Consider the following 12,031-nt stretch of genomic DNA (forward strand, 5'->3'; position numbering starts at 1 on the left):
GCCGACCTTGCCAGCTACCGGTCGTATCATCTGCAGCATCACAAATTCACCCAGCAGCCTGAAGATCCCGATCTCTCGCTGTCGGCGCCGTTTCCGATCACCAAAGACAGTTACACCCGCAAGGCGATTCGCGATCTGACCGGACAGACTTTCGTCAAGCAACGCCTGCCGTTGTTGCTGTCGCTGTTTCGGCGCGACGATACCAGCGAAGACGTGTCGCATGAGAGCTTCGTGTCCAGCGGCGCCGACAAGATGGCGCGCTTCCTCGTGGTGAACGCGGTGCTGTTCGGCCTGTTCTGGCTGGCCGGCGCCGGCATCTGGTATTGGGGCGTGTGGGTACTCGCGATGGCGACCTGGCTGTCGCTGGTGACGCGTATCCGCAACATCGCCGAACATGCCTGCACTTCAACGGGCGAAGATCCGTTCAGCCACGCCCGCACCACCCGCGCCAACCCGGTCGAGCGCTTGCTGATCGCGCCCTATTGGGTGAACTACCACGCCGAGCATCATCTCTTTATGTACCTGCCATGCTACCGGCTACCCGAGGCGCATCGGCTGCTGGTCGAAAAAGGCCTGATCGCGCGGATGGAAGTACGACCAGGCTATCTCGACGTGATGCGGCTCGCGACCTCCAGCCAGCGGGCCTGATCGCTCGCACCTCACGCGGTGGCCAAGGGCCGTACCCGCAACACGCCGCGCAATCCGGCGGCCGAGCCCAGCAAGATCCCGGCGACGGCCACGAACGACGCCAGCGCCAGCGTCGAGAGTCCGGTCAGGCCCTGCCCGACCGAGCAGCCATAGGCCAACGCCCCGCCCACGCCCATCAGCGCCGCGCCGCCGATCGATCGCAGCATGTGACGCGGCGAGGTGTAGCCTTCCCAGTGAAAGCGGCGCGTGAGGAGCGCCGTCACCAGGCTTCCGGCGAACACGCCGGCCACCATGGCGATACCGAAATTCAGCGTCAGCCCGGTCGACAACATCGCGTATTGCAGCGCGTCGGCAATGGGCGAGATGAAGGTGAGCGACGTGACTTGAGCCGGATTGAAATCGTCGGCGCCGAGATAGCCGGTCACAAACCATCCGGCCGCGACCAGCAGGCCGACCGCGATGCCCGCCGCGATCTGTCCCGCTGCGCGCTGGAATGGCCCGTGCGCGAACGCGAAGATGATCAGCGCCGCCGACATCGCCGCGGCCGCGAGCGTTCGCGCGAAGGTCTCGCCGACGCCAAATGTCGACAACAACGCGGGCAGCGAAAGCACTGCTGGCGCGGTCTGCGACGCCTGCAGCAGGACCACCCGCATTGGCGCGATCAGGCCCTTCAGCGTCATCTGCGCGGCAATGCCGAGCACGATCACGACCACCAGCGAGCGCAGATTGCCGCGCCCTAGCAGCACCAGCGCGCGCGAGCCGCAGCCGTTCGACAGCACCATGCCGTAACCGAACAACAGACCGCCAAGGAACATCAGCGGCACCGAGAATGACCGCTGCAGATAGATCGTCTTGGTGAGATCGACCATGCCACCGCCGGCCAATAATTGCGTCGCCACGATCGCGACGCCGAGTGCCAGCGCATAGCTTCGGATCAGGCGGCTGTCGCCCTCCGCCCACCAGCCACGCAGGCTGCTCATCAGGCAAAATCCGCTCAACAGCCCGACCGCGCCATAGGCGAGGCCAATCAGGAGGCCGGCACAGACGACGATGTTGGCGCCTGACGGCACGGGTGTTGTTCCCTCTATCGCGATGGCCGCAGGATGACGCGATCGCGCGATGAACCGGCGACGGCGACAAAAGCGGCCTTGGCATCCTCCAGCGAATAGACCGCGTTCGGCTTGATGGGATAGGTCTTGAGATGGCCGCTGGCGAAGCCGGGACCGAGCTCGCGCAGCACCGCCCCGGTCGCGATCGACGACAGGCCGAGCGTATCGATGCCGACATAGGTATGCTGGCCGCGGTAGAATTCCAGAATATTGAACTGCACGATCCGATCGATGGCGGCGATCAGGATCTGACGTCCCCGCACCGCCAGCGCCTTGTGGGCCGCCTGAAAATAGGGATCGCCGACCGTGTTGAACACGATGTCGGCGCCCTTGCCATCGGTGAGTTCACGCACCCGCGTCGCGACGTCGGTTGCTGAGGCGTCGACCACCTCGACGCTGGAATTGGCGTGCCCCTCATAAGGCTCGCTTTTGCGCACCACGCCGATCACGCGCGCGCCGTGCCAGCTCGCGATCTGCACCGCGGCCTGGCCGACCTTGCCGTTGACACCCATCACCAGCACGCTCTCGCCTTGTTTCGGCATGCCGACCCGGCGAAAACCTTCCATCGCCGTGACAAAGGGAACGCCGATCCCGGCGGCCTCTTCCCACGACAGATTGTTCGGCTTCTCCACCACGGCCTCGGCCTCGACGGCCAGATGCGTGGCATGGGTGCCGTCGCGCCGGATTCCGAGATCGCCCGATGAGCCGAACACTTCGCGGCCGATCATGCCGGCCGGGCCGTCGATCACGATCCCGGCGTAGTCGCGGCCGGGCGTGCGCGGAAATACCGCGTAGGCCATCAGGCCGGTCGCGGCCTTGACGTCGGAGGGGTTGACGGCCGCCGCCTTGACCTCGATCAGGACCTCATTTGCGGCCCGCGACAGCCTGCGGCGTTCGATTGTGGGAGCGAGCGAAGCGGCGTCGCCAGCCTTGGCCGACAGGCGCACGCAACGCGCCTCGGCGGTAACGGGCTGAACTTCTGGTTTTTGGGCAGGCGGCATCAGGGATATTTCCGGTTTCTCATGTGACTCATTGCCATGAGACGCAGCAGTTACCCTTTTGGCCGCTTGTCGTAAACACGCTTGGCCTTGCCGAGCGAGCGCTCCAGTGTTTCGGGGGCCACAATCCCGACGCGAGCTGATATCCCGATGGTATTCTTGATAAAGATCGAGACCTTCTCGGCATGGTCCGTGAGCCCGCTGCCGTCCCAACGCTCGGGGCGCGCTTCCGCCAGCACCGTCATCTCGTCCATGCGCCCGTCGCGCGTCAGCTCGATGATGAAATGACCGCCGCACCAGTCGGTCGCCAGCAGCACTTCCTCGATCTGGGTCGGGAACACGTTGACGCCGCGCAGGATGATCATGTCGTCGGACCGGCCGGTGACCTTCTCCATGCGCCGCATCCCCGGCCGCGCCGTGCCCGGCAACAGCCGCGTCAGGTCGCGGGTGCGGTAACGAACGACCGGAAACGCCTCCTTGGTCAGCGAGGTGAAAACAAGTTCGCCCTTTTCGCCGTCGGGCAGCACCCTGCCGGTCTCGGGATCGATCACTTCGGGATAGAAATGATCTTCCCAGACATGCAGGCCATCCTTGGTCTCGATGCATTCCTGCGCGACGCCGGGGCCGATCACTTCGGACAGGCCGTAAATATCGGTCGCGTCCATGTCGAACGCCGCCTCAATCTCGGCACGCATCGCATTGGTCCAGGGCTCGGCACCGAAGATGCCGAACTTCAGCGACGATTGGCGCGGATCGATCCTCTGGCGCTTGAACTCGTCGAGGATCGCCAGCATGTAGCTCGGCGTCACCGTGATGATGTCGGGTTTGAAATCGTTGATGAGCTGCACCTGCCGCTCGGTCATGCCGCCGGAAACCGGCACCACCGTGCAGCCCAGCCGCTCGGCGCCGTAATGCGCGCCGAGCCCACCGGTAAACAGGCCATAGCCATAGGCGTTGTGCATGATCATGCCGGAGCGCCCGCCCGCGGCGCGGATCGAGCGCGCCATCACCTCCGACCACATGTCGATATCGGCGCGGGTATAGCCGACCACGATCGGCTTGCCAGTGGTGCCGGAGGAGGCGTGGACCCGAACCAGTTTTTCGCGCGGGACCGCGAACATGTTGAACGGGTAATTGTCGCGCAGATCGGTTTTGACGGTGAACGGGAATTTCGCCAAATCAGACAGCTGCCTGAAATCGGACGGATGCACGCCGGCTCTGTCGAATGCCTTTTTGTAGTGCCCGACATGGTCATAGGCGTGCGCCAGCGACCACGCCATGCGCCGGGTTTGCAACGCCATGATCTCGTCGCGCGAGGCGCGCTCGGCGTCGTCCATTTCGGCGCGGTAATTGGTTTCCCTGACCCTTGTCGAAGACATCGCGCGTTTCCCTGATCAGTTTAGTTTGCTTTGGCTTTAGTGTCGGTCTCTGAGGCCGGCAGCCAGGTGCCACCAATCACGCGGGAATGGCCGCGAAACTCGGCAATCACCGTGCCGTCATCCGCAGTGACGCGTACATCGTAAATACCCGATCTGCCGCTGCGCGAGATTTCGCGCGCGGTCGCCACCAGCCGATCGCCGAGCTTGCCCGGCCGGATGAAGGTGATGCTGCCCTGCGCCGCGACGACGCGCTCGTTATGGCTGTTGCAGGCAAAGGCGAAGGCGGAATCCGCCAGCGTAAAGATGAAGCCGCCATGGGCGATGCGCTGGCCGTTGACCATGTGCGGCTGGATCGTCATCGCCAGCGTGGCCTGGCCGGGCTTGACCTCGACAAGCTCCATGCCGAGCCCCTGGCTGGCATCGTCCTGCTTCCACATCGCCTCGGCGCAGGCGCGCGCAATATCCTCGGGCGAAGGCATGGCCTTGACGTTCACGGCGGTCTCCCTGTCGTCGTCGGGCTTGTTGAAACAAGCTTCTTGGGCTGCGTTAGTCTTGGGGCGGAGCCCCTACGGTGTCAACGATCGCGGCGGCTGGATTCTAGACATGGTCGTAATCCACCACGACCTTGTCCGAGGTCGGCCGCGCCTGGCAGGTGAGGATGAACCCGGCCTTGAGCTCCCACGGCTCCAGCGAATAGTTCAGTTCCATCCGCGCTTGCCCCTCGACCAGCTTGGCGCGGCAGGTCGAGCACATGCCGCCCTTGCAGGCGAACGGCAGATCCATGCCCGCGCGCAACGCCGCATCGAGAATCGCCTCCCCTTCGGCGACCGGCACCTCGCGGCGCTTGCCGTCGATAATCAGCGACGCCATCGCCTTCGGCGGCGCGCTCTCGGATATGACGGCTTTCGGGCGCGGTCTACCGCCGAGGCCGGAGACAAAGCGCTCGACATGAAGTCGGTCAGCGGCAATGCCGAGGTCGCGGCAGGTCGCCTCGATGTCCTCGCTCATGCCGGTGGGGCCGCAGATGAAGACATGGTCGACACTGGCGGCCGGAACCAGCGAGCGCAGCAGCACCCGGACTTTTTCGCCGTCGAGCCGGCCATGCAGGATCGGAATATCCTGCTCTTCGCCCGAGATCACATGAAACACCGAGAGCCGCTGCATGAAGCGGTCCTTGAGCTCTTCCAGCGCCTCGCGAAACAGCATGCCGCCGGTCGAGCGGTTGCCGTAGAACAGAAAGAACCGGCTATTTGGTTCGCGCGCCAGCACACCCTTGATGATCGACAGGATCGGCGTGATGCCGGAGCCGGCGGCGAAGCCGACATGGACTCGCGCCTCGTCAGGCGCATGCGCAACGCCGAAGCGGCCGGTCGGCGTCATGACGTCGAGTTCATCGCCGGCTTTCAGCTCATCGGCCGCCCAGCTCGAAAATGCACCGCCGTCGACTTTCTTGACCGCGATCCGCAATTCGCCGTCATCGGGCCCGGAGCAGATCGAATAGGAACGACGTACTTCCTCGCCGTCCATCGTGGTGCGCAGGGTCAGATATTGTCCCGGCGCAAAGTGGTAGTCGCCGGCAAGCTCTTTCGGAATCGCAAACGTAAGCGACACCGCGTCGGCAGATTCGCGGCGCAGATCTTTCACAGCCAGGCGGTGAAAACGGGGAATCGAGGACGACATGGTCAATGACATTTGAAATAGTCGAACGGTTCGCGGCAACTCCTGCAGCGCCACAGCGCCTTGCAGGAGGTCGAGCCGAACTCGGAAAGCACTTCGGTATCATCAGAGCCGCATTGCGGACATGCGACCTCCTGCACCCCGAACAGCGCGCGGCGGGAACTGGCCGGCTGCGGCGGCGCGATGCCATATTCCCTGAGCTTGCGGCGGCCCTCCGCGCTCATCCAGTCCGTGGTCCAGGCCGGCGACAGCACGGTGCGGACTTTTGAATTGCGAAAACCCTCACGCTCCAGCGCCAGCTCGATCTCCAACTGGATCATGTTCATCGCGGGACAACCGGAATAGGTCGGCGTGATCGCGACCTCGACGCGGCCGTCGGTCACCGCGACGTCGCGCAACACGCCGAGATCGGCGATGGTCAACACGGGGATTTCCGGGTCCACGACATTCGCCGCCGCATCCCACGCGCGTTGCCGCAACTGCGCATCACTCGACAGGGTGATCACCATGTGGCCCCCGGAAATGTGCGCGGCATCGATTGCAGCTCGCTCAGGAGATGGCCGAGATGTTCGCTGTGCCGGCCGTCGCGGCCACCCTGCTGGATCCAGTCGCTTTTCGGCAAACTCAATGTCGCTTCGTCAACGACATCGGAAACCGTCTTGAGCCATTGCGGGCGCAACGCCGCGGGATCGACCGCGATGCCGCCATCGATCAAGGCACGCTCGCTGTCGTCACAACAGAACATCTCGCCGGTATAGGCCCAGAGGTCGTCGATCGCGGCCTGCGCGCGGCGATGGCTTTCGGCGGTGCCGTCGCCAAGCCGAACCAGCCATTCCGAGGAATGCCTGACATGATAGGCGCTCTCTTTCTCGGATTTCGCCGCGATCGCCGCCAGCGTCGCGTCGGCAGATTGCATCATCGCGCGCCAATAGAGATCGGCGAAGGCCGAGTAGAAGAATTGCCGCGTCATGGTTCGCGCAAAATCGCCGTTCGGCTGCTCCAGCAACAGGAGATTGCGGTACTGCCTGACGTCGCGCAGGTATGCGAATTTGTCCTCGTCATTGCCGTTGCCTTCGACCGTGGCCGCATAGGAATAGAGCTCGCGCGCCTGTCCGAGCAGATCGAGGCCCATATTGGCGAGCGCCATGTCCTCCTCCAGGGCAGGCGCATGGCCGCACCATTCCGACAGCCGATGCCCCAGGATCAGCGCATCATCCGCGCGGCGCAGCGTGTACAGCACCAGCGGCGTTTCGGAGACGGAAATGGACGCGACAGCCATGTTCATAGACCTGTTGGTGCGCTGACAGCAACGTCGTCATTGCGAGGAGCGAAGCGACGAAGCAATCCAGTCTGCTTGGGCTATGGATTGCTTCGCTGCGCTCGCAATGACGGCTTCAAACCTTCCGGGACGCCGCCAAGCGTTACATATGCCCGACTTCGTCGGGCACATCGTAAAACGTCGGGTGGCGATAGATCTTGGATTCCGCGGGCTCGAACATCATGCCCTTGTCGGACGGATCGGAGGCGGTGATCGCGTTCGACGGCACCACCCAGATCGATAATCCCTCGCCGCGGCGGGTGTAGATATCGCGCGCGGCCTGCACCGCCAGCGTCGCATCGGCAGCGTGCAGCGAGCCGACATGCTTGTGCGCGAGACCGTTGCGGCTGCGAATGAAGACTTCCCACAACTGCGTGTTCGGCGTGGTCATCATGGACCTCCCTGAAATCTGGTGGCGGCTTACGCCGCGGTCTTGTGACTCTGGCGGCTCTTGCGTTTTTCGGCATAGGCCTGCGCCGCCTCGCGCACCCACGCGCCTTCGTCATGCGCCTTGCGCCGCGCCGCGAGCCGGTCGCGGTTGCACGGGCCGTTACCGGCCAGCACCGCATTGAATTCGTTCCAGTCGATCGCGCTGTATTGCCAATTGCCGGCGTCGTTCTGCTTCATGCCGGGGTCGGGAATGGAGAGACCGAGATAGTGCGCCTGCGGCACCGTGGCATCGACGAATTTCTGCCGCAGCTCGTCATTGGAGAAGCGCTTGATTTTCCATCTGGTCGAGGTATCGCTGTGCTGGCTGGCCTTGTCGGGGGGACCGAACATCATCAGCACCGGCCACCACCAGCGATCGAGCGCGCTCTGCGCCATCGCCTTCTGCTCCTCCGAGCCGCGCGACAGCGTCACCATGATCTCAAAACCCTGCCGCTGATGAAAGGATTCCTCCTTGCAGACCCGGATCATGGCGCGCGCATAGGGACCGTAGGAGCAACGGCACAGCGGAATCTGATTCATGATCGCGGCGCCATCGACCAGCCAGCCGATCACGCCGATATCCGCCCAGGTCAGCGTCGGGTAGTTGAAGATCGACGAATATTTTGCTTTCCCCGCCAGCATCGCGTCGACCAGCTCCTCGCGCGAAGTGCCGAGCGTCTCGGCGGCCGCATAGAGATAGAGCCCGTGGCCGCACTCGTCCTGCACCTTGGCGAGCAGCGCCGCCTTGCGGCGCAGCGACGGCGCGCGGGTGATCCAGTTCCCTTCCGGCAGCATGCCGACGATTTCGGAATGGGCGTGCTGCGAAATCTGCCGCGTCAGCGTCTTGCGATAGGCCGCCGGCATCCAGTCGTTCGGCTCGATGCGATCGTCGACATCGATCCGCGCCTGAAACCGTGCCGCGCGTTCGGCATCCTCGATCTGGCGATCTTCGGCGTCGGACGTGTTGAGCGCCTGAGTGTACATGGCCGATCTCCCGGGAAACCAGATTTGATATATATCAATAAATTAGAAACTCAAGTTGTTTTTGTAACATAAATTAGCCGCCGAACCGGCGCGCCAGTTCCCCTCCGGCCGCGGGCAGCGGACCCTTTTCGTTGCTGGCATGGCGATCAAGCCATTGTTCGGACGCGGGAAGCAGCCCGCGATAGATCTCGCCGCAGAGCTGGCGGGCGGCGCGGCCGGGCCAGTCCGCCGGCAGCAGCGCCGTCGGCAACAAGGGATCGCGCAGCACCACCCGCCGGTAGTGGTGGATCAGCAGGATCCGCGCGGTGAAGGCATCGAGATCGGACAGGCGCTCGCCGCGGCCGATCCAGCCGCGCAGCGGCTCGAAGGTTTTCATGAACTTCAGATAGGCGTCGGCGGTGCGATCGAGCGGCCAGCTCTCGCTCAGCAGGCGCCGGCCGCTGTCATCCTCGGCGGACACTTCCAGCCGGATCGCGGATGCGGCTTCCTCGGGAATCGGAACGCCCGAAGGCGCCACCCACACGCCCGGCAATGGCGTGCCGAAGCCGGCATTCTTCAGCGCCTCGCGCGCCGCGTCGCGCGCCTCGGTTTTCCCGATCAGCAGCAGTTCGAAGCGTCCGGTCCAGTCGGATGGCTGCGGATCATAGATATGCCTCGTCGCGGCATCGAAGGTTTGCCGTCCCTTCTTGACCAGCCGGTAGAAACTGTTGCGGCCGACCTTGTGGCGTTCGAGCCAGCCATCGGCGGCCAGCCGCGACATCGCGGTGCGCACCACGCCGCTGTCGATATCGATGGTTTCAAAAAACGCCAGCAGCGTGCCGAGCCAGACCGACCCGCCGCGCGGCACGATGGCGTCGCCAAACACCGTGATGACGATCGAGCCGGTGCGCGAGGGCTCGCGCTTGAGCTGGTCGATGATGCGGGCCAACGGATGCGCCATGTCCAACGCATAGCGCGTTTTCTGGATTCTCGACAACGTTGGTCTGCAGCCTGCGAAATTGATCGTTGTCACGAAAACTCGTCATGCCCGGGCTTGTCCCGGGCATCCACGACTTAATGCCGATACAGCGAGAAAGACGTGGATGGCCGGGACATAGGCGAGCCGAAGCGACGCCGTCCTTCGGACGGCTATGCCCGGCCATGACGAAAAGGCGAATCCTCTGATGCCGGCGCGCCGGTTACCTGTTAGGATCTGGAAACACGATACTGCGCCAGCCGCTGCGGTCGAATGGCGCCCATTGGCCTTCGGGCTGGGCCAGACGATCGGCCACCGCATAGACCACCGCGGGGTGATGGCCCATGCCGCAATGGCTGCTTTCGACTTCGATGTTCTCTGAGAGGGCCGACGATTTTTCCATGCAGCCCTGCCAGGCGCAGATGCCGTCGGTGCGGCTGAAGATCGCGGTGGTCGGCACCGGCGGGGTTTCCGACAGCGATCCACCGAACCGGGCATCCTCTTCGTCGGCACGACGGCCGCTCGCCATTTCATAGACGCGCCAGGCGTTGGTCGCCTTCGGGTTACCCGCGAACGGACTGCCGAGCGTGATCACCGAACGCACGCGATCCGGCATCATCTTGGCGAGCTGGCGCGCATAGAGACCGCCGAGGCTCCAACCGACCAGGCTGATCTTGCGGCCATGGCTGTCGCTCAACTCGCGAACCAGATCGGTCATGGCGTGCTGCACGCCGTCGCGCAGGCCGAGATTGCGGCCCTGACGCCAGCCGCTGACGGCATAGCCGCGGCTCTTCAAAAAGCTGCGCAGCGGACGCGTCGAAGTGTCCGAGGCCACCAGCCCCGGCAGCACCAGCACCGGATGACCGTCGCCCTTCGGCGCCAGGCTGAGCAGCGGCAAGGCGCCGAGAAACGCGCCGAGTTCGTGGATCGCCCGTCCCTCCAGAAACATCAGGGTTCTGGACGGCGGGCGCAGCGTCTGGGCAGTGGCGGACATCGTATTTCCTCTTCAAGGCCGGCCGCGAGGGCCCAATCGATCAATGTGAATACGCGAATTCCGTTCAATCGTTCCGCAACGCAACAATCTCTGAATCAAGCTAGGTCGCTGATTCCATCATTCAAGCCGGTCATTTCAGATGGGACAATAGCTATCCACACTTAATAAGGGCTGCGTGATGTAAAAGTCACAACCATCGCAGCACCATTTCACCGCTATAGAGCCCCAATCCGGCGAGGCCGCCGATCAACGCGCCGTTGAAGCGGATGTACTGCAGATCCTTGCCGATGTTGATTTCGATCAGCGAAATCAACTGCCCCATATCCCACGCCTTGACCTGATCGGCGATGAAGCCCGAGACACCGCTTTTCTGATCGGCGATGAAACTGCCGAGCACGGCGACGAGACCGCGGTTGATTTCGGAGCGCAATTCGGAATCGCCGGCGAGCGCTTCGCCGGCTTCGGTGAACATTTTGGCAAGGTAATGCTGCAGCACCTGCGTTTCCCCGCTGGCGCTGCGTTCGATGAAGCCCCGCGTGTTCGACCAGATGTTGCGGGCGAGGTCGCCGAGTTCGGGACGCGCCAACAGGTCGCGCTTCAAGCCGGCGATGCGGTCGGCATAGGTGTGGTCGCTGCCGAGCCGGTCCACGAACGACAACACCATGCGGTCGAATTCGCCGCGGAACGGATGCTTCGGATCGGAGCGAACCTCTTCGAAGAACGAGGACGCGGACGCCACGATCTTGTTCACCAGGAATTTGTCGGTGCGATAGAGTTTTAGCAGCGTCGGCAGTTCGCCGCGGATTTTCTCGCGGATCATCGCCATGGTTTCCGGCTGGGTCAGCGATTGATGCACCGCGCGCAGGATATCGTCGAGCAGGCCCTGATGCCGGCCCTCGGCCACGAACGCGCGCAACGTGCCGGCCGCCAGCGGCGCCAGATCGATCGATTGCAGCTGGGTCGTGATGCGCCGCGTGATAAAAGTCATCAGGCCCGAATTTTCCGTCGCCGATACCGCCTCGGGCAACAGCCGCAGCGTGAAGCGCGCCAGATCGGTGCTTCGTTTGCGGTCGCGCAGCCAGTCGGCAATGAACGAGCCGAAATCGATCTGGCGCAGCTTGGCATCGACGGGGGCGGCTTCGAGAAAGTGCACCTCGATGAATTCACCGAGCTTGTCGGCGATGCGGTGCTGATTGCTTTGGATGATCGCGGTGTGCGGGATCGGCAATCCCAAAGGCCTGCGAAACAGCGCCACCACCGCGTACCAGTCGGCCAGCCCGCCGATGGTCGCGGCCTCCGCGAACGCCGCGACGAAGCCGAAGATCGGGTGCATCGGCAGCAACAGCTTCGCCGTCACGAACAGTGCCAGCGTGCCCGCCAGCACCAGCGTCGCCAATAGCTTGACGCGCCGCAGCTCCGCCGCCCGCGCGGCATCGCCGGGCGCGTCGAACGAAAATGTCCCTGACGTGGTCATGGCGGCTTTCCGAGAGCTCAAGGGATCAACCATCGCGCGACGTCCCCATCGCCGTCATTCCGGGAC

At 63.8% G+C, this 12,031-nt stretch carries 13 protein-coding genes; 1 reads left to right on the forward strand and 12 read right to left on the reverse strand.

What is annotated here, in order from left to right; genetic code table 11:
• Positions 1 to 648, forward strand: a 648-nt coding sequence (locus tag ABR948_RS22185; RefSeq protein WP_428122088.1) for a fatty acid desaturase, incomplete at its 5' end; no start/stop codon positions are given.
• A gap of 11 nt (positions 649 to 659) precedes the next feature.
• On the opposite strand, the gene ABR948_RS22190 is transcribed toward ABR948_RS22185, so the two are convergent.
• The 12 genes from ABR948_RS22190 to ABR948_RS22245 form a co-directional block, all read right to left on the reverse strand.
• Positions 660 to 1,718 (reverse strand): YeeE/YedE family protein, encoded by a 1,059-nt coding sequence (locus tag ABR948_RS22190; RefSeq protein WP_428122091.1) that lies wholly within the window; start codon positions 1,716 to 1,718, stop codon positions 660 to 662.
• A gap of 14 nt (positions 1,719 to 1,732) precedes the next feature.
• On the reverse strand, positions 1,733 to 2,758 hold the full coding sequence (locus ABR948_RS22195; protein ID WP_428122093.1) for a quinone oxidoreductase family protein: 1,026 nt from the start codon (positions 2,756 to 2,758) through the stop codon (positions 1,733 to 1,735).
• A 50-nt stretch (positions 2,759 to 2,808) separates the two neighbouring features.
• Positions 2,809 to 4,134 carry a phenylacetate--CoA ligase PaaK gene (gene paaK, locus ABR948_RS22200; RefSeq protein ID WP_428122096.1) on the reverse strand — a complete coding sequence of 442 codons (1,326 nt, stop codon included), beginning with the start codon at positions 4,132 to 4,134 and terminating at the stop codon, positions 2,809 to 2,811.
• 20 nt (positions 4,135 to 4,154) lie between these two features.
• Positions 4,155 to 4,628, reverse strand: coding sequence for a hydroxyphenylacetyl-CoA thioesterase PaaI (paaI, locus tag ABR948_RS22205; RefSeq protein ID WP_428122098.1), 474 nt, complete (start codon positions 4,626 to 4,628; stop codon positions 4,155 to 4,157).
• 103 nt (positions 4,629 to 4,731) lie between these two features.
• The gene (gene paaE / locus ABR948_RS22210; RefSeq protein WP_428122117.1) at positions 4,732 to 5,814 is read right to left on the reverse strand and encodes a 1,2-phenylacetyl-CoA epoxidase subunit PaaE; all 1,083 of its coding nucleotides are present in this window, start codon (positions 5,812 to 5,814) and stop codon (positions 4,732 to 4,734) included.
• A 2-nt stretch (positions 5,815 to 5,816) separates the two neighbouring features.
• Positions 5,817 to 6,320 (reverse strand): 1,2-phenylacetyl-CoA epoxidase subunit PaaD, encoded by a 504-nt coding sequence (gene paaD / locus ABR948_RS22215; protein ID WP_428122101.1) that lies wholly within the window; start codon positions 6,318 to 6,320, stop codon positions 5,817 to 5,819.
• The gene (gene paaC / locus ABR948_RS22220) at positions 6,314 to 7,090 is read right to left on the reverse strand and encodes a 1,2-phenylacetyl-CoA epoxidase subunit PaaC (RefSeq protein WP_428122103.1); all 777 of its coding nucleotides are present in this window, start codon (positions 7,088 to 7,090) and stop codon (positions 6,314 to 6,316) included. The genes paaD and paaC overlap by 7 nt, the downstream gene beginning before the upstream one ends.
• A 142-nt stretch (positions 7,091 to 7,232) precedes the next feature.
• Positions 7,233 to 7,520 carry a 1,2-phenylacetyl-CoA epoxidase subunit PaaB gene (paaB, locus tag ABR948_RS22225; protein WP_428122105.1) on the reverse strand — a complete coding sequence of 96 codons (288 nt, stop codon included), beginning with the start codon at positions 7,518 to 7,520 and terminating at the stop codon, positions 7,233 to 7,235.
• 29 nt (positions 7,521 to 7,549) lie between these two features.
• A complete protein-coding gene (paaA, locus tag ABR948_RS22230; protein ID WP_428122107.1) occupies positions 7,550 to 8,542 on the reverse strand; it encodes a 1,2-phenylacetyl-CoA epoxidase subunit PaaA in 993 nt (330 codons plus the stop codon).
• A gap of 73 nt (positions 8,543 to 8,615) precedes the next feature.
• Positions 8,616 to 9,482: a phenylacetic acid degradation operon negative regulatory protein PaaX gene (paaX, locus tag ABR948_RS22235; protein ID WP_428122110.1), complete on the reverse strand. Its 867-nt coding sequence runs from the start codon at positions 9,480 to 9,482 to the stop codon at positions 8,616 to 8,618.
• A gap of 238 nt (positions 9,483 to 9,720) precedes the next feature.
• On the reverse strand, positions 9,721 to 10,491 hold the full coding sequence (locus ABR948_RS22240) for an esterase/lipase family protein (protein ID WP_428122112.1): 771 nt from the start codon (positions 10,489 to 10,491) through the stop codon (positions 9,721 to 9,723).
• 187 nt (positions 10,492 to 10,678) lie between these two features.
• Entirely contained in the window at positions 10,679 to 11,965 is a 1,287-nt protein-coding gene (locus ABR948_RS22245; protein WP_428122114.1) for a DUF445 domain-containing protein, read from the reverse strand.
• Between the last annotated feature and the right edge of the window lie 66 nt (positions 11,966 to 12,031).

It is taken from the genome of Bradyrhizobium sp. (assembly GCF_050014615.1).
Lineage (GTDB): Bacteria > Pseudomonadota > Alphaproteobacteria > Rhizobiales > Xanthobacteraceae > Bradyrhizobium.

Coding starts and splice junctions, on each gene's coding strand:
- ABR948_RS22195 (WP_428122093.1), bottom strand. CDS start 2,758: ATGCCGCCTGCCCAAAAACCAGAAGTTCAGCCCGTTACCGCCGAGGCG.
- paaK (WP_428122096.1), bottom strand. CDS start 4,134: ATGTCTTCGACAAGGGTCAGGGAAACCAATTACCGCGCCGAAATGGAC.
- paaE (WP_428122117.1), bottom strand. CDS start 5,814: ATGTCGTCCTCGATTCCCCGTTTTCACCGCCTGGCTGTGAAAGATCTG.
- paaD (WP_428122101.1), bottom strand. CDS start 6,320: ATGGTGATCACCCTGTCGAGTGATGCGCAGTTGCGGCAACGCGCGTGG.
- paaC (WP_428122103.1), bottom strand. CDS start 7,090: ATGGCTGTCGCGTCCATTTCCGTCTCCGAAACGCCGCTGGTGCTGTAC.
- paaB (WP_428122105.1), bottom strand. CDS start 7,520: ATGACCACGCCGAACACGCAGTTGTGGGAAGTCTTCATTCGCAGCCGC.
- paaA (WP_428122107.1), bottom strand. CDS start 8,542: ATGTACACTCAGGCGCTCAACACGTCCGACGCCGAAGATCGCCAGATC.
- paaX (WP_428122110.1), bottom strand. CDS start 9,482: ATGGCGCATCCGTTGGCCCGCATCATCGACCAGCTCAAGCGCGAGCCC.
- ABR948_RS22240 (WP_428122112.1), bottom strand. CDS start 10,491: ATGTCCGCCACTGCCCAGACGCTGCGCCCGCCGTCCAGAACCCTGATG.
- ABR948_RS22245 (WP_428122114.1), bottom strand. CDS start 11,965: ATGACCACGTCAGGGACATTTTCGTTCGACGCGCCCGGCGATGCCGCG.